At 53.1% G+C, this 20757-nt stretch carries 18 protein-coding genes; 9 read left to right on the forward strand and 9 right to left on the reverse strand.

Annotation, left to right across the window (positions count from 1 at the left end; all coding sequences use genetic code 11):
- Positions 1-1188 precede the first annotated feature (1188 nt).
- From ACRZ96_RS19545 to ACRZ96_RS19555, 3 genes are all read left to right on the forward strand, one after another.
- The gene (locus ACRZ96_RS19545) at positions 1189-3111 is read left to right on the forward strand and encodes a DUF3604 domain-containing protein (protein WP_480814958.1); all 1923 of its coding nucleotides are present in this window, start codon (positions 1189-1191) and stop codon (positions 3109-3111) included.
- A 158-nt stretch (positions 3112-3269) separates the two neighbouring features.
- Positions 3270-4100: a peptidyl-prolyl cis-trans isomerase gene (locus ACRZ96_RS19550; protein WP_480707019.1), complete on the forward strand. Its 831-nt coding sequence runs from the start codon at positions 3270-3272 to the stop codon at positions 4098-4100.
- Positions 4097-5086: a HupE/UreJ family protein gene (locus tag ACRZ96_RS19555; RefSeq protein ID WP_480814959.1), complete on the forward strand. Its 990-nt coding sequence runs from the start codon at positions 4097-4099 to the stop codon at positions 5084-5086. The genes ACRZ96_RS19550 and ACRZ96_RS19555 overlap by 4 nt, the downstream gene beginning before the upstream one ends.
- Before the next feature lie 263 nt (positions 5087-5349).
- On the opposite strand, the gene otnC is transcribed toward ACRZ96_RS19555, so the two are convergent.
- From otnC to ACRZ96_RS19590, 7 genes are read right to left on the reverse strand one after another with little or no spacing between them, the layout of a single operon-like run.
- Entirely contained in the window at positions 5350-5991 is a 642-nt protein-coding gene (gene otnC / locus ACRZ96_RS19560) for a 3-oxo-tetronate 4-phosphate decarboxylase (protein ID WP_480814960.1), read from the reverse strand.
- Positions 5988-7265, reverse strand: coding sequence for a 3-oxo-tetronate kinase (gene otnK, locus ACRZ96_RS19565; RefSeq protein WP_480814961.1), 1278 nt, complete (start codon positions 7263-7265; stop codon positions 5988-5990). Before otnK ends, otnC begins: the two co-directional genes overlap by 4 nt.
- Positions 7259-8059 (reverse strand): N-acyl homoserine lactonase family protein, encoded by an 801-nt coding sequence (locus ACRZ96_RS19570; RefSeq protein ID WP_170408437.1) that lies wholly within the window; start codon positions 8057-8059, stop codon positions 7259-7261. Before ACRZ96_RS19570 ends, otnK begins: the two co-directional genes overlap by 7 nt.
- Positions 8056-8343, reverse strand: a complete 288-nt coding sequence (locus tag ACRZ96_RS19575) for a putative quinol monooxygenase (RefSeq protein ID WP_480707011.1) — start codon at positions 8341-8343, stop codon at positions 8056-8058. The genes ACRZ96_RS19570 and ACRZ96_RS19575 overlap by 4 nt, the downstream gene beginning before the upstream one ends.
- Positions 8343-9854, reverse strand: coding sequence for a tripartite tricarboxylate transporter permease (locus ACRZ96_RS19580; protein WP_170408439.1), 1512 nt, complete (start codon positions 9852-9854; stop codon positions 8343-8345). The genes ACRZ96_RS19575 and ACRZ96_RS19580 overlap by 1 nt, the downstream gene beginning before the upstream one ends.
- 4 nt (positions 9855-9858) lie before the next feature.
- Positions 9859-10608, reverse strand: a complete 750-nt coding sequence (locus ACRZ96_RS19585; protein ID WP_480562753.1) for a hypothetical protein — start codon at positions 10606-10608, stop codon at positions 9859-9861.
- Between the two features lie 56 nt (positions 10609-10664).
- Positions 10665-11672, reverse strand: a complete 1008-nt coding sequence (locus ACRZ96_RS19590) for a Bug family tripartite tricarboxylate transporter substrate binding protein (RefSeq protein WP_480814962.1) — start codon at positions 11670-11672, stop codon at positions 10665-10667.
- A 135-nt stretch (positions 11673-11807) separates the two neighbouring features.
- Here ACRZ96_RS19590 and ACRZ96_RS19595 point away from each other — a divergent pair, with 135 nt between their 5' ends.
- The 5 genes from ACRZ96_RS19595 (at position 11808) to ACRZ96_RS19615 (ending at position 16354) form a co-directional block, all read left to right on the forward strand.
- A complete protein-coding gene (locus ACRZ96_RS19595; RefSeq protein WP_480707009.1) occupies positions 11808-12896 on the forward strand; it encodes an isocitrate/isopropylmalate dehydrogenase family protein in 1089 nt (362 codons plus the stop codon).
- On the forward strand, positions 12893-13924 hold the full coding sequence (locus ACRZ96_RS19600; RefSeq protein WP_480814963.1) for a Gfo/Idh/MocA family protein: 1032 nt from the start codon (positions 12893-12895) through the stop codon (positions 13922-13924). The genes ACRZ96_RS19595 and ACRZ96_RS19600 overlap by 4 nt, the downstream gene beginning before the upstream one ends.
- Positions 13921-14598 carry a GntR family transcriptional regulator gene (locus tag ACRZ96_RS19605; protein WP_170513698.1) on the forward strand — a complete coding sequence of 226 codons (678 nt, stop codon included), beginning with the start codon at positions 13921-13923 and terminating at the stop codon, positions 14596-14598. Before ACRZ96_RS19600 ends, ACRZ96_RS19605 begins: the two co-directional genes overlap by 4 nt.
- Positions 14599-14814: 216 nt before the next feature.
- A complete protein-coding gene (locus ACRZ96_RS19610) occupies positions 14815-15915 on the forward strand; it encodes an Acg family FMN-binding oxidoreductase (protein ID WP_223117475.1) in 1101 nt (366 codons plus the stop codon).
- Positions 15905-16354, forward strand: a complete 450-nt coding sequence (locus tag ACRZ96_RS19615) for a MarR family winged helix-turn-helix transcriptional regulator (protein WP_223117474.1) — start codon at positions 15905-15907, stop codon at positions 16352-16354. The genes ACRZ96_RS19610 and ACRZ96_RS19615 overlap by 11 nt, the downstream gene beginning before the upstream one ends.
- Before the next feature lie 37 nt (positions 16355-16391).
- Here the strand turns inward: ACRZ96_RS19615 and ACRZ96_RS19620 are convergent, their stop codons facing one another.
- Positions 16392-17123: a hypothetical protein gene (locus ACRZ96_RS19620; RefSeq protein ID WP_480814964.1), complete on the reverse strand. Its 732-nt coding sequence runs from the start codon at positions 17121-17123 to the stop codon at positions 16392-16394.
- Between the two features lie 371 nt (positions 17124-17494).
- Here ACRZ96_RS19620 and ACRZ96_RS19625 point away from each other — a divergent pair, with 371 nt between their 5' ends.
- Positions 17495-19027, forward strand: coding sequence for a phospholipase D family protein (locus ACRZ96_RS19625; RefSeq protein WP_480771992.1), 1533 nt, complete (start codon positions 17495-17497; stop codon positions 19025-19027).
- A gap of 351 nt (positions 19028-19378) precedes the next feature.
- Here the strand turns inward: ACRZ96_RS19625 and ACRZ96_RS19630 are convergent, their stop codons facing one another.
- Positions 19379-20551, reverse strand: a complete 1173-nt coding sequence (locus ACRZ96_RS19630) for an adenylate/guanylate cyclase domain-containing protein (protein WP_170395464.1) — start codon at positions 20549-20551, stop codon at positions 19379-19381.
- Positions 20552-20757 lie beyond the last annotated feature (206 nt).

The following is a 20757-nucleotide window of genomic DNA, read 5'->3' on the forward strand; positions in this document are numbered from 1 at the left end:
TCTACTACTTTCGTTGGCCATTGCCCGACACAAGACCAAAACCCCACAATAGACCAAACACCAAACGAAGGACCCTTCGGATGTTTTTGCGTAAACGATGCCCTAAAGAGGCTGGTACTCTGGCACGGCGTCTTGCAGTGCGCGGCGACATAAAAACAAAGCACATAGAAACATAAGGCATAAACCACGGCGAACTGCGCACAAAGGTGCATGAGCACTTCACGGAAGTACCAAAGAAGACAAACGCATTTAGGGATGAACTCGGCCCCTAGAGGCAATGATGCTGGGCGAAATGAGCTTGGAACTCATTGATCCAGCGTTCGCAGCAGTCGTGCTTGTATGTATTTCGACTTACACAGGATACCGCTTCAGTCGCTGAGTTGAAATGGGGTCTTTGTAAGCTTCCCCGTAGTGGGTCGATTTTGGTAAATACAATCGTTCTTCGTAAAGATCGCCAGAAATAGAACTGTGCTGAGTACGGCGATGTCTGCCGGTGGCGGAAAGGAACTAGCTGTTGGCAAGCCTAGCGGATCTACTTCTGGGCACCCCTGAAAGTGACAAAATGACTACGCCCCCGTTGCCAGATGCACTTGTTCCAGACCTCATCCCTTCGGTCCCGGTGAAGTCAACGCAATTTATGAACTCCTCAATGGCCGTTGCCAAGATTGGCGCGCCGTAAAACGTTGTAACTGTGGAAGATATTGCTGCCAAAAGCCAGTGGACGGCGAAAGTCGTGTTTTTCTCTAAACATTCTTGTTCGGCGTCGAGGTCACTCCGACGATTAAGGTCCGGTGAACACCACGAATAATTCGCCGGGACTTTTGTCTTAGCAGGGAATTCACACGGCAGTTCACCGCAATAGTTCAGGAATTTGCGAGCGCGTGCTTGTTTGTTTCGTGCGATGCGCGCCGTGCGGATATGAGACATTTGATTTCCTTTTTCATATCTCATTTCCTCATCCTCAGACCGGAAAGTTGTCTGAAGGTATCTTTTCAGGCTACACGCCCATCGGGACACTATAGGATAGGTCTACTAGGCCTCACTTAATTCTTGCATCGCCGCAATGACGCTATCAACTAAAAATTTCCCTAAGAGAAAACTCGTTGTGACATAAGGAAATGCGAATATGAAGTTGTTGTGATATAGTCTATCGAAACAACCGGGTAAAAGTTGATTTGGGAGGTCACAATGCTTCGTATGTTGCTAAGCTTTTTCGCTCTGGGATTGGCACCAACGAGTGTCTTTGCCGACGCTGTGCCCAGTGAAGAAGCAGCCGAAGGCTTGTTCTCAGAGCAACCTTACTCTCCCTACGCAAATCGCAGCTTCCCTGAACGCCCGCTTTGGGGGGACACCCACCTTCACACCGGGCTTTCGCTTGACGCCGGTGCTTTTGGGAACACCCTGCTACCGGATGACGCCTGGCGTTTCGCCAAGGGCGAACAGGTCATTTCTTCGACTGGACTGCCTGTTCGGCTAGCCCGGCCTTTGGACTGGATGGTCCTAACAGACCACACAGACTTGATGGGGTTTGCCCCTGATCTGCAAGCTGGCAAACCGGGCGTTCTTGCCGATCCAAAAGGTCTGGAGTGGTACGAAGGGTACATGGCTGGCGGCGAAGCGGCCGGAAAGGCCGCGTTCGACATTATCACCAACTTCTCGCAAATGACTCTGCCGGAAGTTCTTCTTAATTCTTACAGCCCAGGTGCCGATGCTTTTGCCTTTACTTGGGAGAACATTGTCCTTGCAGCAGATCGACATAACGATCCCGGTAATTTTACTGCTTTCATTGGCTTTGAGTGGACCTCCGTACCAAAAGGATTCAACCTGCACCGGAACGTCATGCTGCGTGATGGGCCCATCAGAGCGCTTCAAATGGTGCCTCCGGTTACGCAACCTCCCTACGGTGATACTGATCCAAGGGCGCTTTATGCCTGGCTTGAAGAGTATCAGGAGAATACTGGCGGTCGCGCGGTAGCTTTCGCCCATAATGGCAACCTGTCGAACGGATGGATGTTCCCGACCGAAGACACCTATCACGGTGGCAAGGTCGACGAGGAATATGTGGCTGCCCGCGCAAAATGGGAGCCCCATTACGAAGTCACTCAGATCAAGGGCGACGGCGAAGCGCACCCCTATCTGAGCCCCGACGACGAATTCGCGGATTACGAAAACTGGGACGTTGGCAATCTCGACATAACCGAGCTGAAAACCGATGACATGCTGGCCGGCGAGTACGCCCGAGAAGCTTTGAAGCGCGGTTTATTGTTGGAAGAGAAGTTCGGCGTGAACCCATATAAGTTCGGCATGGGCGGCGCGACGGACAGCCATACGTCTCTGGCAACTGCTGAGGAAGACAACTTCTTCGGAAAATCCGTCAGCGTTGAACCTTCGGCCACGAGAATAAAGCATCCTTTCATCGCCAACGATCTTGGCGAAATTCCTGGCGACCTCCTTGTAGCTTCCGGGTACACGGCCGTTTGGGCGACCGACAATACTCGCGCAGCGATCTTCGATGCGTTCAAGCGGCGCGAAACCTACGCGAGCACTGGACCGCGGATTGGTCTGCGGTTCTTTGGCGGATGGGATTTCGATGACGCTGATGTTGAAACTCGCTTCCTTGCGGATGTGGGCTACACAAAAGGTGTTCCAATGGGTTCGGATCTGCGACCTCGCGAGGGTGAAGGTCCGCCCACATTCCTGATCGCTGCTCTGCGCGACCCGGTCGGGGCTAACCTGGATCGCGTGCAGGTGATAAAGGGATGGCTCGATTCCGAAGGTGCTTTGCAGGAAAACGTCTATGACGTGGCATGGTCGGACAACCGTGTTGCCGATCAAAACGGCAAGATCCCTGCGGTTGGGAATACCGTGGATCTGGAAACCGCCAGCTGGACCAATACAATTGGAACCGCCGAACTGGTAACTGTTTGGTCTGATCCTGATTTCGATCCAAATGCGCGGGCATTCTATTACGTACGTGCGCTCGAAATCCCAACCCCACGCTGGGTGTTGTACGACAAACTGAGGTTTGGTGCGGAGCTGCCAGAAGATGCGGTACTTACGCATCAGGAGCGCGCGTATTCCTCGCCGATTTGGTACACGCCGGCAGAGTGACCTTACTTCGTGCAGATTTGGGGACCCAGGTCGCAATCACTAACTCGGGACGCTCTTATGATAAGCGGCGCGCCTTGAGTTGCAATTCCTTGTGTTACTCAACTGCCTGATGCCAGCATAAAACATAATGCCGTATCGCGTTTCACGCAGGAGCCTTCATGCGAATAGTGAAAGAACCTCTGTTCCATTTCTTCTTGATCGGAGCTGCCATATTCATTTGGTTCCACATAATATCACCAGATAACGACGCCGCTGCAGATCCGGAGACGATAGCGATAAGCGAAAGTGATGCCGCGCTGTTAGCTTCACAGTTCGAAGCGAGGTGGAAACGCCAGCCAAGCGGTTCTGAGCTACAAGCGTTGGTCGACGCTTCAATTCGCGAAGAAGTTTTAGTTAGGGAAGCAAGAAAGCTTGGCTTGGAACGCGGAGATAGCGTGATTAGATCGCGGCTGAGCCAAAAGATGGATTTTCTGACCGAAGCCATCGCCGCTTCAGTTATTCCAGAAGACGAAGATCTAGAGGCTTTCCTCCAACAAAACACGGACCGCTACGCGACACCCAATAAGGTCGCGTTCACTCAAGTTTTTCTTGGTGAAGAACCAAGTGAGACCGAGATTGAAAGGGCACTGGCCGCCTTGCGTGCGGAGCAAGGGACTTCCGGCTTGGAAAGCGCGACACTGCTGCCTGCATCAATGCCCCTAACCGCGACACGGGTAATCGACTCGGTCTTTGGAACCGGATTTTCCAATGGTCTCGCCTATCTCGAAAAAGGTCAGTGGATGGGGCCGGTCCAATCAGGTTACGGCATCCATCTGGTGAAAGTGCTTGCCATTGAACCAAGCCGGATACCTCGCTTGCAAGAGATCCACAGTGTGGTGCTTCGTGATTGGCGTCGCGCCATGAGCGAAGATTTGGCGCAGGCGCAATACGAAGCTCTTGCCGACAATTATGAGATCACAGCACCCGATCTCACAGGTCAGGTCAAATGAACTTCTTCTTCAGCTTGATGTTTGCTCTGCTGTTCGCGTGGCCCACGGGGCACGCCAACGCGCATGCGCTTGATCCGGGATACTTGGAAATTCGACAAATCACTACGGACACTTGGAGTGTCCATTGGCGAAAACCAGATGTGTATGGTCAACCAATGGCGATTGATGCGGTGTTACCGGATGGCTGTACACCCTCACACGGCCCTGACCCAATCTCCGATGGGCGAGCGTGGGTTTCTTCCTGGGTTGTCGAATGCCGTGCTGAGATCGCGGGCCAATCCATCGAGATCGACGGACTGGCGGCACAAAAGAACGACGTTTTGGTCCGTGTGCATCCTCTGCACGCCGAGCCTGCCACGCTTCGTTTCACCCCGGATGCTGCCATCCAAAACATACCTTTTGAACAGACAACATGGTCTGTTTTCATAGCCTATTTTCAGTTGGGTTATGAACACATACTAGAAGGCTGGGATCACCTGCTGTTTGTCTTTGCACTGTTTGTTTTGGTCCGTGATCCCTGGAGACTGGTGGGAGCCGTTACAGCTTTCACGCTTGCGCATTCGATAACACTAGCACTGGCAACACTCGGCGTTTTGAATGTTCCCGGCCCACCGGTCGAGGCGGTTATTGCGCTCTCCATCGTTTTTTTGGCGATGGAGATTGTAAAGGGTAGCGAAGGTCGGCTCCGGCTTTCAGAACAGAGCCCCTGGATCGTTTGTTTCGGATTTGGGCTTTTGCACGGTCTTGGTTTTGCTGGCGCTTTAGCCGAGATAGGACTTCCCTCTAACGATATTCCCGCAGCCTTGCTTGCATTTAACCTTGGTGTCGAGGCCGGACAACTGAGTTTTGTCGGAGCTTTGGCTATCCTGCTTATAGTCTGGCGATTTATTGCGCTTCCTGTCAGCCAAAAGACAACGCTTGTTACAGCCTATAGCATCGGTTCGGTGTCGATGTACTGGCTAATTGAACGAGTAGGCAGCTTTTAATCGTAATGGCTTTCAATGCTCTCTTCTTAAGCTTTCTTAACAACTGCTCGCACAGATAGTGAATGACATTTACTCGCCCATATTTCCCGAATTTGCATATGGTCATAGTTCCAAACGATGAAGGTGCTCTCGTAACGCTCCATTTCCGATATTGATTTCATTAGTGAAGATATTGGAAGTTTGCCCATAAGTTTACGTGGCATTTGCGCATAGTTTTACACGATATGTCCAAAGGTTGGCACACAACTCTATTCGGTGTCCGCTCAAGTGCCTCCGAAAGTCTCTTTGAGTTCTGCGACTTGTTCTGTATCCAACATTCGGGTTGGCATCCCCCGTAGCGCCAGGAGTAACTTGGCTGTTTCTTCCAACTCTTCTGCCGCACAGACCGCTGAGAAGAGATCCTTTCCCGAGACGACAGGTCCGTGATTGGCCAGCAGAACAGTACTATACTTGCCGCCCAGATCGCGGATCAAGTCACCGGCTTCCGGATCACCCGGCTTGACGTATGGAACCAGTTTGACTGTGCCGACGCGCATGACCACGTAAGGTGTAAGTGGTGGAATACAGTCATTGGGATCGGTGTCTTCCAGACAGGACAGTGCGGTGGCCCAGGTCGAATGCAGATGGACCACGGCGCCAGCTTCTGGCCGCGTCTCATAGAAGGCTTGGTGCAGAAAGACCTCCTTGGTCGGCTTGTCACCGGAGACGTGGTTGCCATCCAAATCAATCTTAGCGATGCGCTCGGGGTCGATATCGCCCAAGGTGGAATTGGTTGGTGTCATGAGGATGCCGTCGTGCAGACGTGCAGAGACGTTTCCAGCAGTGCCGACGGAGAATCCACGCGCAAACAGCGAGGCACACAGTTCTGACATTTGCTGTCGTAATGCCTTGTCTTCAGAACTCATTTGCCTGCCTCCATCATTTTGAGGGCCTTCGCGAAAAAGTCCGGAGCGCCGAAGTTTCCAGACTTTAGAGCCAGCGCAATGGGTTCAGTTTTTCCAACGCTCAAGACTGGTACGCCCGGGTCGATCTCTGGCCCTAGTGGCATGGCCGGTGATCCCAGTGCCTCAGAAACAGCCTTTGCGACAGCTCCCGACGTCTCCCCCCCTGCCACCACCAATCGCTTGTAGCCCTTTTGGACAAGTTCTCGGGCGGTAACTGCAAAGAGACTATCCAGTTTTTCTGCAACCGCTTCCCGACCGAATTGGTCTTGGATCGCCCGCACATCCTCCGGGCTTCCCGATGAATACGCTAGCGGTGCCTGACCTAAATGCGTTTCAAAGAAATCCAGAAGCGTTTGCATAGTCACATCCCCGGACATAACACCCGGAACGTCAATGGCGAAGGTCGGATGGGATTTCGCATGAACATCGATCTGACCACGGGTCGCACCTGAGCAAGACCCTGCAAGGATAGCGGCGGGCCCAGCGATACCTGTGAATACACTGCCACCTCTTTTGGACGAAGCTTTTCTGACGAAGTTCTTGGGTAGCCCCAGCGCTATCCCAGATCCCCCAGTAATGAGCTGGGCATCCTTCAGAGCCTCGCCCCAGGCCAGCAAATCCTCGTCCGAAATCGCATCACCGATCACAAAGCGTTCGTCGACGTTCCGCAAAGCAGTAGCAATCGCCTCTGGTCCTTGCGTCACGGCGTCAATTGAAACCAACCCAACCGCTTCTTGGGTCTGATGCTGCAACCAACGCCTGATGTCGGCATCCGTCATCGGAGTAAGAGGGTGATTTTCCATCCCGGACTCGTTCAACAGCTTGCCGAACACAAATAGATGGCCGTGATAGATGGTGCGCCCCGTTGTCGGAAAGGCTGGACAGAAAACCACCTTTTGCGCGCCCAGTTCGTTGGCCAACGCTTCCGCAACCGGGCCGATATTTCCCTGCCTAGTGGAATCAAAAGTCGAGCAATACTTGAAGATGAACTGGCGGCATCCTTGATCTTTAAGCCATCGCAGGGCTCGCAGGCTGTCCGCAACAGCTTCTTCGACAGGTGCAGTGCGGCTCTTGAGTGAGATCACACCCGCTTCGATCTCTTTGTCGGCCGGGGCGTTCGGAACTCCCGGAAACTGCGCGGTTCTCAACCCACCTTCCGGCTCGACGCCCTTTGCCAAGGTGTTCGCAATGTCGCTCGCACCAGTGAAATCGTCCGCTATGACGCCGATTAGCATATTCTAATGTCCTTCGTCGGCCCTGGATCCAGCCTATGGATGTGCGGTGCTGCTCCGATGGGAAAAATCTCGCGCACAAGTGGATCATGGCCGGGCACGATAAGTCGAGGATGCGAGACTAACTTCTCGAGTGTCTCGAAACCATCCATCATGTCCTGCAGGTCGACGACGATGGGAAAAGCTTTTCGCGCCATGAAATTCTCGTAGTAATGCGAGGCATCCGAGGCCAGAACCATCCACCCGGCTGCTGTTCTTACACGAACACATTGCAACCCCCGCGAATGCCCGCCGATACAGTGTACGGTCACCCCATCTGCTATCTCGGCCTCTCCGTCGTAGAACACGACCTTGCCTGAATAGAGGCGCTTTACGACCTCGCAGATATGGCCCGCCGAGAAAGGCGCGCGTAAGTGGTCGTGGCACATGCAGGGACCTGTAGCGAAGGCCATTTCCGCCGATTGCATGTGCAACTTCGCATTTGGGAACATATGCAGCCCCCCAGCGTGGTCATAATGGAGATGGGTCACGATAACCTCGGTCACCGCTTCGGGCATGATGTCCAATGGGCGCAAAGCCTCGCGTGGGTCCATCACAATGGGACGTCCACGGGCGGCTGCCTCGTCGCTGTCGTATCCGGTATCGACCAGTATAACTTTGTTGCCACGCTTGAGCACCCAAACGAAATAGTCCATCGCGTGAGGTGCATCGTGATTGTCATCCAATATGAAGCTGTCGCGTCGAGTGCGGGCATTGCGATCCGCGTATTTCACGGCGTGAATTTCCCAATCGTTCATCGGATGACCCCGGAATACTGTTGAACAGTCTTGGTGGCGATCATATCAGCCACAGCCGTATCGAAGGACTGGAAATGCGCGCTTTCTAGGTGGGCGGAGAACGCCACGCTGTCATCATAAACCTCATAGAGAAAAACTGTCTCGGGATCGTCGCCGAGGCAAACGTCAAACTGCTGGCATCCGGGTTCTTCACGCAAAGAGGTTGAAGCGTTTTCGACCATTAGCGGCAAAAAGGTTTCTCTCGTACCGGGCTTGAGAGTGAAGGTGACGGTAACCACAAACATCAGACGGAAAGTCCTTTCAAACGTAAGAAAGCGCGCTTTGCCATGGGCAGTTGGCTGAGGATCAGACCAACGTTGAGCACAAGTAGAATGGCCGCACCGGGTCGCGAAAAGAAGACCGAAAGATCCCCGTCCGACAAGAACAGCGATCGGCGGAAAGTTTCGTCAAACAGGCTTCCCAGTATAACCCCAATGACCAATGGAGCGATTGGGTACTTCATCAGGTTCATAAAATAGGCGACGGCTCCGACACCAAGCATCAGGTAGAGATCATTGATGCCACCACCGACGCTGAAGGACCCGATTGTTGTCAGAACCATCACAACCGGCAAGAAGATGGTCTGCGGTATGGCGAGTATTTTGATAAAGACCCGAGCAGTGAACAGGCCCATCAAGAACATAGTCAGGGATGCCAACACCAGGATTGCGACTACGCGCAGAATGATCTCGGGGTCTATCGTGGGGCCCGGGATCACGTTGTTGATCTTGAAAGCCCCCATCAAAGCCGCGGCGGGTGGTGAACCGGGAATGCCCAAAACCAAAAGCGGGATTAGCGCGCCCCCAATGCAGGCGTTGTTTGCTGTTTCAGAGCATAGCAGACCTTCCAATGACCCTTTTCCGAACTTGTCGCCCTCGGCAGATACGGTCTTGCCGACACCGTAGCTGACCCAACCGGCGACATCTTCGCCGACGCCAGGAAGCGCTCCTACCCCGGTCCCAATCACTCCTGACCGACCAATGGTGGGCAGGTAGCGTCGGATGGAGCGTAGGTTCGGAAGGATGCGACCTTTCAGGGCCAGAACTTTCCCGGCCTCAACATGCCTCAAGCCGTCGATGATTTGGGGGATGGCGAAGGCCCCCATCAAAACGGGCACAACCTGAAACCCGCTCAACAGGTAAGACCAGCCGAATGTATAGCGCGGCTCAGACAGAAGCGGATCGAGCCCCACCATAGACATTGCAAGCCCGATCAGACCGGCGATCCATCCCTTGATCACCAGATCCTCGCTCATAAGCGTGCCAGATAGAAGGATGCCAAACAAAGCCAAGAGTGCTTTTTCCGGACTCGCGATGTTCTTCGAAACCAAAAGCAGCGCCCAGACAAAAATCAAAAGCGTGATCGTCCCGATAACCGTACCGATAAAGCTGGCCGTTGTGGTCAGACCAAGTGCTTCGCCCCCTCGACCTGCTTTGGCCAGAGGGTAGCCATCCATGGCCGTCGCCGCGCTGGCTGCTGTGCCGGGAATGTTCAGCAGAATAGACGGGTAAGAGCCGCCGTAAATCGCGCCGACATAGGCCCCGAGCAAAGCGATAAGCGAATAGTCCAATGGAATCTTGTTGCCGAAAAATCCCGTCAGGATCGTCACTGCCAGCGTTGCGGTCAGGCCGGGCAATGCGCCGAACGTTATGCCTAGGAACACGGATGCAATCAAATACAGATAGGTCAGCGGGTCCACTGCCAGGCCAACGAATGCGGTCCCAAACCCAGCCAGTTGCGAAAGGATAAAGTCCATCCGGTCAGTCTTTCCATAACGGACGAAGCGTCACGTAGTAGTGGTATTCGATTTGCTTGAAGATCAGCCCCCCGCGCGCGGGCACGTTCTGTCGGAAAATAAAGGCCATCGCGCAAACGAGGATCAGCGGGGCCAATATTGCGACGACTGGCACAATACGCAAAACGCGTTCGGAAGCCGCTTTGGTCAACACCACAAGTGATAGCGAGACCCATAGGGCCAGTGTAAACCAATCATCACTGTGTGCATTCCATTCCGCCTGCGCGGGAAATACAGCGAACGCAAAAAGCCCGGCAGAGACAACTGCGACACAGGCCACCAAAGCACGCCGCGCGTGACCGCCGTAGTAACCGTAAGTCAAAGCTGTAATCAGTAACCCCGAGCACAAAATGAAGTCCACTCTGGGAACCAGTCCGACGACGTATGCAAGAAGGATCAGGCCTATTGTTGATGCTCGATAGGCTTCCGACTTATCCCAACCGATCCCCAAAGCCGTGAGCGCGTTCTGGGCTCCACCTGAGCGGATCGAAGTAGCCAACAAGACGAAGGACAACACAAGCAATCCACAGAAGATGAACAACGGTACAATTGCAGCCGAGTTGTACCAGTCCGACCCACTTACACCTGCGCGGTTTTCACCCCAAAGTGGGATATCCAACGTCTTCCAAAGGAAAAAGACGGACACTGTTATTAGAACAATCGCAGCCCAGAAATCGCGGGTCCGCATGACCAGTGTTTCGTCGATTTTGTCCATGCCTGCCTCCTAGAGGAAAGGGCGCGATCAAACGCGCCCTTCCAAAATTGATCGGATTAGGGCTTCTCGATACCCAGCGAGGCTGGATCGACCGTGGCAGCGCCCAAATCTTGCAAGGTATAGGCAAAAGTAGCCTCAAGGTTCGCAAACAATTCTTGAGCTTCTTCGCCGTGTTGACCACCGACATCATAATTGTTTGCCTCAGCCCATTCAGCGACGGTATCGGATGCAATCGCCTGCTCGAACGCATCGCCGAGGGCCGCCTTCACATCATCTCCAGCCGAGCTGTGAACGGCAAATCCGATGGCTTGTTTTAGTGGCAGATACTTGTCGAGACCGTCATAGATGCCAAAGGCAGATGGCACTGTAGCTCCGGCAATCTGCGCATCTTCCGGTGTCAACATCGCAAGTGGCTTCAACTGTCCGCCTTCGATCAAAGGAGCTTGTTCAGCCAGCGAAGTCACAACCAACGCAACCTCACCTGCTATCGCCGCTTCCTGCCCGGGCGCTGAGCCTTTGTATGGAACAAACTTGAACTCTGCACCGGACCCTTTCTCGATGGCGAGAAGATTCAAGTGGTGGATCGAACCCGCGCCGGACGCGGCAGCGGGAATAGTGCCAGGAGCGGCTTTGGCAGCGTCGACCAGTTCTTCCAGAGTGTTGTAAGGGCTGTCCGCTGGAACCGAGATCAGATCGGGTGATCCGCCAACAATAAACGGATACCAAAAGTTAAATTTCTTATCCCAACCACCCTGCACAGCAGCGGTGACGTTCGATTCAGACAGACCAACCAGTGTATAGCCATCGTCTGGTTGGTTCATGACGTAGACCATGCCGTTGGAGCCTGCGACCCCACCGGTTTGGTTGATCACATTGATCGAGACTGGAAGGTGTTTTTCCATTTCGGCCATGATCATTCGGTTGATCGTGTCCGTGCCGCCACCGGCCCCCCAGACCACAGCTGTGGTGATATCACGGTAAGGGTAATCCTGCGCGGTAGCAGCCCCTGAAATCCCGGTTGCAATCACGGCTGCGGCCGCCAACTGCCCTAGCTTCAGTTTCATTTCCAAGTCCTCCCAAACATCTTTGCGTTTATTATTGCATTTATTTGCGTATACATTAAAGAATGCGTTGTCAACGGACTGTAGCGAAAGCTGCTATCGCGCTATGAATGCGAAACTGGAAGGAAGCGGGCCAAGATGAAAAAGACTTACGATGTCGCGGTGTTCCATGGGGACGGGATCGGCCCGGAAATTATGGCCCCTACGCTTGAAATTCTGCGTCAGCTCTCGCGCGGCAGTCCTTCCTACGAACTGGTGTTTACAGACGCTCCGGCGGGCGCAGGCCACTACGCCAAAACTGGAGAATCGTTTCCGGCTAGGTCACTCGAAACTGCACGCAACGCCGACGCGATTCTGCTATCTGCAATGGGTTTGCCGGATGTTCGTTACCCTGACGGAACCGAGATTTCACCACAGATTGATCTGCGAAAGCAGCTGGGACTTTTCGCTGGGGTGCGGCCAGTAAAGGTAAGCAGTAGACAAATGACCCCATTGGCGTTGCCTCCCGGAAAAGAGATCGACTTTGTCTTGATACGCGAAAGCACAGAAGGACTGTTCTTCACCCAAGGCGCTGGCGAAGTTACTGAACACGAAGCACGTGAAACTTTGCTGATCACTCGTGAGGTGTCCGAAAAACTGTTCCGTTTCGCGTTTGAACTCGCCCAGAACCGCAAAAGAACCGGGCGCGGTCGGGGTCGAGTTACATGTGTCGACAAAGCCAATGTGTTCCGCGCCTTTGCGTTCTTCAGATCGATGTTTGATGCAGAAGCTGCAAACCATCCCGAATTGCAGGCAGACCATGCCTATGTTGATGCCACCGCACTGTGGATGGTCCAAAAACCTTGGGAGTTCGATGTCTTGGTGACCGAGAACATGTTCGGAGACATCCTCTCCGACCTTGGTGCAGGTCTTATGGGCGGTCTTGGACTGGCTCCATCAGCGGATATCGGGTTGAATCACGCTGTATTCCAACCCTGCCATGGTTCCGCTCCAGACATTGCAGGACAGGGTATTGCCAACCCTTTTGCGATGATCCTGTCCGCAGCAATGATGCTTGAATGGTTGGGTTTGACCCGTGATCACCCAGGCCTGTCAAATGACGGCGAACGATTGCGTGAAGCCGTGGAAAAGGTGACTGCAAACGGACAGAACCTGACTCGTGACCTTGGTGGCACCGCCGGAACGCAGGACGCTGCCTCATCGGTATTGGAAGAATTGCGGGCATGAATACTCAACATACCATCAGGGTCGCGTGTGTGGGTGCGGGGTATTTCAGCAGGTTCCACTACGAAAGCTGGTCCCGAATGCCCGGAGCGGTTCCGATTGCATCCTGCAACCGTGATATCAACAAAGCGAAGGAAACAGGACTGGCCGCTTACGATGATCTGTCAACAATGCTGGAGGCGGAAAAACCAGATCTCGTGGACATCATCCTTCCACCTGTGGCGCAAGCCGACGCTATTCGAACTGCGCTGCATTCGGGCATAAAATGGCTGATCTGCCAAAAACCTTTTTGCAAGTCTTTGGATGAAGCGGAGAAGATCGTTTCAGAGGCTGAAGCGGTTGGTGCAACTATTGTTGTACACGAGAACTTTCGCTTTCAGCCTTGGTATCGTGCAATCAAGGTGGCGATGACCGAGGGTCGAATTGGCACACCTCTCCAAGCGACTTTCCGGCTTCGGCCCGGCGACGGAAAGGGACCGCAAGCCTACCTTGACCGGCAGCCGTACTTTCAGGAAATGCCACGTTTCCTAGTTCATGAAACAGCGGTTCACTGGGTAGACACATTCCGATTTTTGTTCGATGCGCCCAGCGCAGTTTACGCGGACTTGCGCCAAGTTAACCCGGTTATCGCGGGCGAGGACGCAGGTTACATCCTATTTGACCACCCCAACGGTTTGAAAGCTCTGTTCGATGGCAACAGATGCCTTGACCACAGTGCCGAAAACCTGCGTCAAACCATGGGCGAAGCGCTCATCGAAGGAACCGAAGGATCACTGGTTCTTAACGGCGACGGTTCAGTAGAACTCCGCGTTTTTGGAGAACATGAGCGACAGCAGATTCTACCTCCAAGCGATCATGATGGGTTTGGAGGCGATTGCGTCCACGCCTTGCAAAGTCACGTCGTTTCAGGCCTTGTAAAGGGCACGCCGCTGGAAAACACGGCCCGAGACTATTTGGACGTGATCCGCATCGAAGAGAGCATCTATCTTTCGGCTGCGGAGGGACGAAAGATCAACCTGGAGACGCCGTGAAGGGTCAAGACGCAAAAACTCTTTCCAATACGCAACGCGCCGTTAGGGATTTGCGGCAGATGATCCTGTCCGGCGAACTTGCAGCCGGAACTGACCACCTGGAGTCGGAACTCGCCGAAACCCTTGGTATGTCCCGCACCCCGATACGGGAAGCTGCGCTGATGTTGGAAAGCAAGGGGTTGTTGGAGATGCGGCCCCGCAAAGGCGTGCGGATACTGCCGGTTTCATCAGACGATATGCGTGAAATCTACGACATCCTGACGGAGCTCGAGAGCCTCGCTGCACAACGCGCTGCCGAAGCGGGTTATTCAGAAGATGAACTGGCAGTACTTGCTGGATCAATTGCGAAGATGGACCGAGCCATCGAAGCCGAAGATCTTGAAGCCTGGGCCGAGGCCGATGAGTTATTTCATCAAGAGCTCGTTCGGTTGGGCGGCAACAAACGGGTCGAAGCGATTGTCGCCATGATGAGCGACCAGGTGCGCCGCGCGCGCGCAACGACCTTGTTCATCAGACCCCTGCCCGTCAAATCCAATGAAGACCACCGGGTTGTTTTCCATGCTATTAGTGAAGGTCGACCGGATGTCGCCCGTGAACGTCATCGAGAACACAGGCTGCAAGCCAAGGCTATGCTTTGCGAGATACTCGAAAAGCATCGGCTCAACAGCCTCTGATCTTCTCGTATCCGGCCATTAATCATCTAAAATATCTGCTTATTTTCGGTACTAAAGGCGCTCCGAATACTTGTCTACCACGGCAACCCGCAGTTGCCTCCGGCTGCTCTGATTTTCTTTTTTTCTAGTCGCTCAAACAATCACTGCATCGATTGGGGTTGAAATGGTACGATTTCGTATTAATTTAGTTCGATATCGTACTATTGGAGAGTCAAGATGCCAAACCGAAGACGTTTTCTCAAGATTCTAGGCGGAGGCACAATACTGGCGGCAACGGGCGCGGCTGGTTTTCTCACGACACGTACACCCCATGAAGCTTTAGCTCCGTGGACGCCGAAACCGTATGATGACCCACGCAAGGCTGCTTTGTCCTACGCAATTCTCGCCCCCAATCCGCACAATTTGCAACCTTGGCTGATCGAGTTGGTTGGGCAAGACAAGGTGCGGATCCACCGTGATACAGATCGCGAGCTTCCGGAAACCGATCCTTACCACCGCCAGCTCTATATTGGCCTCGGTGCATTTGTTGAAACGATGGTTCTGGCAGCAGGTGCTCACGGGTTTGATACTGAGGTCGAGTTACTGCCAGATGGGAATGACGGACCTATCGCAGAAGCGATGTTTGTATCTGGCGGGGCATCCGATCCACTCTCAGATCAAATCCTCAACCGACATTCAAATAAAGAACCGTACACTGAACAGCGGCTCTCTGAGGCGGAAATATCGGTCCTTGAAAACTATGCCACTCTGATTTCCGATGAGGATCTAGTGGCCCGTATTCGAGACCTCACAAAACGCGCTTTTGAAATCGAAATGCGAACTCCACAGACCCTTAGAGAATCCGTCGACCTGATGCGGATCGGCAAAGCAGAAATCAACGCAAACCCAGACGGGATTGAACTGCGTGATCCCATGCTGGAAACGCTGCGACTTACTGGCCTATTGGACAATGAGACCCTGATGAACGTTGATCACCCAGGCACTCAGGCGCACATGCAAGACTACTTCGCTATGCTAGACGCGACACCGCAATACGCAGTCCTCGCGACAGCCACAAATACGCGAAGCGATCAACTTGATGCAGGACGTCAGTTGATGCGTTTCTACCTGAAGACAACCGAAATGGGCCTAGGCGTTCATCCTGTCAGCCAGGCCCTTCAGGAATATCCTGAGATGGCCGATGAATACGCTCTGGCGCATGAGCTTCTTGCGTCACCGGACCACACGGTGCAAATGTTGCTGCGTTTGGGGTATGGACCTGAACCAATTGCCACACCCCGCTGGCCGCTGGAGACACGAATTCTGAATGAAGCCTGAAGATGAGACCAAGGAAGTTTACCGGTTCTTCACCGAAGTCGGGATCATCAATCAGTTGATCTCGACCAAGCTGGAAGCGTTCTTGCCTGGTAGAATGACGGCGACTCAATTCGGAATTTTGGGCCATCTGGTACGGCGCCCCGAGGGTGAAACTCCACAGCAACTTTCGAACGCGTTTCAAGTGCCTAAAACTTCGATGACGCACATGCTCTCCAGTCTTGAAAATCATAACCTGATTACTCTTGAGGCCAACCCCAATGACAAGCGTTCGAAAATTGCTCGGCCTACACCGCAAGGCGCGGAGTTTTTGAAAGCTTGTATGGAGCGGATGTCGGAATCCCTGGCTCCAGTTTTGTCCGAAATCGGGCCTGAACCGTTCCATGAATCATTGCCTAATCTGACGTTCATACGCGAAACTTTGGACAGCGAGCGCGACTAGCCGAAACCTGCGCCAGCCGAAGCAAGCAACTAAATTTTCAGAACATCATGCAATCCGCGCCCGGCGGGAGCGGCAGCGATCCTTCAGGCAAAGTGGGCGTGTAGTCAAATGTCACAATCTTCGCGCCGCCATCGAATGCCACGAACAGTTGGTTGGATCCCGGCCTAATGGCGATGCCTTCTGGGTCGGTTCCGAACTCCAACAAGCTTTGCTGGGCGAGAAGCTGGCCATCTGCCGTGAACTCATACAGGCTGTTTGACCCTTCCCAGTCATCAACAATCAACATGTGGCCTGTACGCGGATCAATCGCGATGCCCTGCGCCTCACTCAAGGGAGGAGAGAGCTTCATGGTATCCAACCTCGCCGTCAAAGCACCCTCTGAGGTGAACCACGACAACCGTTCGGGGTCATCCTCTACGGTCACGATCTGTCCCTTGGCGTTGATCGCAATTCCTTCCGTATCCGCGAAACCACCTTCCAATTCGAAGGGTGCTCCCAGGCGCGATCCGTCCTTGGTGACACGTTGAAGACTGCCGAGACCATCGCCCAGCAACAAGTGATCCCCTTCAACAGCAATTGCTTTGATCCGAAAGAGATCGCTGGATATACGGCGCAATTCATCACCTTGCAATGTAACGAGAATTGCCTCGGGCCCCTCGTTCGCAATCCACAACCCACAAAAGGTCGGATCGTAGTCAAGACTTGCGGGCTGATTAAGTTCATAACGCCCTGTTTCGCGAAGCTGCAATGCCGTGGCCGGGATCGACACAGCAAAAATCAATAAGGCGGTGGTCCTCACAAACACTCAGGATGCTCCGAAAATCTGCGTCAAAACTGTGGGGCGGAATCGTAACACGTCAATGCTAAGAGCACCTAAACTTCCAAAATCAGAGAGCATCATTTTACCTGATCAGAGACTTATAACACGGAAACTGGTTACGAGCGGTGTGGTTCAACGCATCTGGGTTCTGCCATAGTCCGTTGGAACAGGGGAGTGTCGAAATCGCAAACCAACAACATGGCGCTTGTGAGAGTTACGAAATCAACACCAGCGAACGAAACAACCTCAGGCTTCATAGAACAAACTTGCAATCGCACGCTCGGGCGTAGTCACCTAGGACATGGGGTTGGAGGAAGTCTATGGCGCAATGGAAGTTCGTGATTAGTGTTTGTTGCGCGCTGTTTCTTGTCGCTTGCGCTCCGAAAACCCGCACGTATGAAAAGACGGTATCAGCTGCGCTACCGGCAAATTCCAGCACGGCTCTGGGTCAGGCGGCCAATCGCCTTGGGGATCCTAAAGACGGTCGGTCAGGCATCAAGCTGATCAGTGATGGAGAAGAAGCGCTCGTATCACGGCTGTTGTTGGCCACTGCGGCCGAGCGAACGATAGACGCGCAATACTATCTTCTGCACGACGACCCAACCGGTCACCTGTTCGCTGCCAGCCTATTGCAAGCGGCGGATCGGGGTGTTCGTGTCAGGCTGTTGTTGGATGATATGGATACGTCGGGCTACGACGCGATGACCGCTGCGTTGGACAATCACAAAAACATTGAAATAAGGCTATTCAACCCGTTCTGGCGAGATCAGAGCCTTTTGATCGCGGGTCTGACTGATTTCAAACGCATCAATCGCAGAATGCACAACAAGTCCATGACAGCAGACAACGTGTTCACGATTGTGGGTGGGAGAAACATCGGTGCCGAGTATTTTTTGGCGCGGGAAGAAATGAACTATGCTGATCTGGATGTGCTGGCCGCAGGCCCAGTTGTACGCGAAGTGTCACGTAGCTTTGACGCTTACTGGAACAGCGAATTCGCAGTTCCGGCTCGCGTGGTTGTCGGAGAACCCGAAGAATTTGACCTGAGCGATGCACGCAGCAGGTTGAATGAACTCGTCGAGGAAGCGAAGCAAACGCAGTACGGCGCAGCGCTCAGAAAGTCGGCAAAAGAGAACTTCGCGGATGGCGCCCTGTTACTGGATTGGCTGCCAGCGAAACTTTATGCTGATCCGCCTTCAAAGGCCGCGGGCCTCGAGAACTCAGGTCCCGTTCTTGCATCTCAATTGCTTCCGTACTTTGAGAATGCCAGCAGTGAAGTGAACATCGTGTCCGCCTACTTCGTGCCGCGCAACAACGGTGTGAAATGGCTGACCGAACTCGAGAACCGTGGGGTCGACGTAAAGGTTGTAACCAATTCACTTGCATCTAACGACGTCGCACCCGTTTACGCACACTACGCCAAGAAACGCCGAGCACTACTACGCGGTGGAGTAGAACTCTACGAGCTGCGACCCGACGCTTATCAAGTCCAACGCCGCGGTATTAACTGGGCTCAATCCAGGTCAGGCCTGCACTCCAAGGCATTTGCAATTGATGACCAGTACTTATTCGTGGGTTCATTCAACTGGGATCCGCGATCTGTCAACATCAACACCGAGATGGGAATTCTGATTGACTCTCCAGCATTGACTGCGCAGACGATGGGAGCCTTGGACGACGCACTACCCGCATACACATATAACGTGACGCTCGAGCAAGCTGGCCAGCTTAGATGGACGACAAGAGCCAATGATGGCACCATTCTTGAATACCAATTCGAGCCGACAGGATCGGCCTGGGATCACATAGTTGCCGGGCTATTAAGTATTTTACCAATTGGGTCCCAGCTTTAGGTTTCTGCAAACTACTTGATCGCTTGGCCGTCACCGGCGCCTGCGAAGATGGCAGCAAAAAAGAAATAGGACATCAGTCGCAGATATTTCCCAATATCTAATTCTTAATTCAGACTAGATATTCATTTTATCAACTGCTGGCGGGAAAATGCCTGCTACCAAAGTCAATGGCCATGTTCATCATTCCAGGGAAGCTGAACGACAACGGGCAAGTCCCGTTTTCCGGTTACTCTAACAGTTACGTTCAGCTTGCCGTGCCTTAGTGGATTTTTGCGCTTTGTGTTTCATTTCTAGCGATCATCTAATTTCGTAAGATGCCGAAGGTAGATTGTTTTGAATAACTATAGCTGACTATTGTGCATCTTCAGTGAGAAAGAACAACTCAATGGGCTGCGCAAGGCCACGTATTTCGTGATCCCCACAGCTAACGAACATGTTCGGAGCAGCACTTGCAACGGCTGACGTCGCCAACACTCTCCGACCAGTTGATTTTGTTAAACCTTCAATTCGGCTTGCAACGTTCACCGCCCCGCCCAGAACTGTGAAATCAAGCCTGCCGGGGCTGCCGATATTACCATAGCTGACCTGCCCGACGTTAATTCCAATACCAACATCCAAAGGCGGTTTTTGAAACCCGTCTCGTCTGGTGTTGAGAGCGTTCAAACCACTCAGCACACTCTGCGCTGCAAGAGCCGCCATTCTGCAGCGGTCGGCATGGTCTTTTTGCGCTTCAATAGTAAAGATCGACAGGATGCCATCGCCCATGAACTTGAGGACGTCTCCACCGTTGTCCTCTACGGCTTTAACCACCAGATCAAAATAGTCGCTAAGCGTGTCGAAGATATCTTCTTCCGGAGAGGTCTCGGAAAGTGCTGTAAAGCCTCGCAGATCAGAGAACATCACCACGGCATCCAAAGTTGTTCGCTCTCCGCGCTTTATATTGCCGCTCCAGACGGCCTCGGAAGGTCCATCTCCTAAATAAGTTCGAAGCAGACCTTTAGACGATTTTCGCATCGTGACAGGTTCCAAGGCAGAAGAAAGGGCCGGTAAGGCCGCTTCAATCAGCCTAAGATGTTCGGGCGAGAATCCATCCTTTGCCTGAGTAACGAACGTACATCCATGCAGCGATCCATCGCCGTAATAGAGCAAAGTAGCGTAGTAGTCTGTGCCGCCCTGCTCTGCAAATTCAAGATAGGATGAATGCTCTGTTTCCAAGTCCAGTCGCCGAAGACTTTTGTGAAGTGGCTTTCTGTTCGCAAGAATATACTCGAATGAACTCCCGACATAACCATCTGTCAACATCGTCTCATGCGTGACGTCGTAGCTGTCGGTGCCTTCAGGCGTCCAAACTACCCCCCAGGCAATAAGCAATGGGTTGGCAAAGCGCTGGCCAATGTTTGCCCGCCATAGCGGCACTCCGGCTTCGATCAAGGAGGAACAAAACTGTGACACCACCTTTACAGGATCACCGGAGCGACGACCTTCTGTAATCATCCATTCGGTCAGTCGAGTGACTTCTTCCATGGACCCAATTTAGTCGCTTGGAAACGATGAGCAAAGACAATTGGATTGGCAATGTCGGTTGCTGTTGTTGAGCAGCCTGATCAGACCTGTCCAAATTGATGCTCGGGCATCAAAGGTGTCAATGAGCGTTCAAAACTGACCCGGTTTCAGCATTTAAATTTGACCCACCCTATGTGGCGCAAAGCCCCCAGGCGGGCCGCCCTCAT

The sequence above is a fragment of the Ruegeria sp. CF1 genome (assembly GCF_056537445.1).

Coding starts and splice junctions, on each gene's coding strand:
- ACRZ96_RS19625 (WP_480771992.1), top strand. CDS start 17,495: ATGGCGCAATGGAAGTTCGTGATTAGTGTTTGTTGCGCGCTGTTTCTT.
- otnC (WP_480814960.1), bottom strand. CDS start 5,991: ATGAGTTCTGAAGACAAGGCATTACGACAGCAAATGTCAGAACTGTGT.
- ACRZ96_RS19610 (WP_223117475.1), top strand. CDS start 14,815: ATGCCAAACCGAAGACGTTTTCTCAAGATTCTAGGCGGAGGCACAATA.
- ACRZ96_RS19555 (WP_480814959.1), top strand. CDS start 4,097: ATGAACTTCTTCTTCAGCTTGATGTTTGCTCTGCTGTTCGCGTGGCCC.
- ACRZ96_RS19590 (WP_480814962.1), bottom strand. CDS start 11,672: ATGAAACTGAAGCTAGGGCAGTTGGCGGCCGCAGCCGTGATTGCAACC.
- ACRZ96_RS19580 (WP_170408439.1), bottom strand. CDS start 9,854: ATGGACTTTATCCTTTCGCAACTGGCTGGGTTTGGGACCGCATTCGTT.
- ACRZ96_RS19545 (WP_480814958.1), top strand. CDS start 1,189: ATGCTTCGTATGTTGCTAAGCTTTTTCGCTCTGGGATTGGCACCAACG.
- ACRZ96_RS19550 (WP_480707019.1), top strand. CDS start 3,270: ATGCGAATAGTGAAAGAACCTCTGTTCCATTTCTTCTTGATCGGAGCT.
- ACRZ96_RS19595 (WP_480707009.1), top strand. CDS start 11,808: ATGAAAAAGACTTACGATGTCGCGGTGTTCCATGGGGACGGGATCGGC.
- ACRZ96_RS19600 (WP_480814963.1), top strand. CDS start 12,893: ATGAATACTCAACATACCATCAGGGTCGCGTGTGTGGGTGCGGGGTAT.
- ACRZ96_RS19570 (WP_170408437.1), bottom strand. CDS start 8,059: ATGAACGATTGGGAAATTCACGCCGTGAAATACGCGGATCGCAATGCC.
- otnK (WP_480814961.1), bottom strand. CDS start 7,265: ATGCTAATCGGCGTCATAGCGGACGATTTCACTGGTGCGAGCGACATT.
- ACRZ96_RS19575 (WP_480707011.1), bottom strand. CDS start 8,343: ATGTTTGTGGTTACCGTCACCTTCACTCTCAAGCCCGGTACGAGAGAA.
- ACRZ96_RS19585 (WP_480562753.1), bottom strand. CDS start 10,608: ATGGACAAAATCGACGAAACACTGGTCATGCGGACCCGCGATTTCTGG.
- ACRZ96_RS19630 (WP_170395464.1), bottom strand. CDS start 20,551: ATGGAAGAAGTCACTCGACTGACCGAATGGATGATTACAGAAGGTCGT.
- ACRZ96_RS19615 (WP_223117474.1), top strand. CDS start 15,905: ATGAAGCCTGAAGATGAGACCAAGGAAGTTTACCGGTTCTTCACCGAA.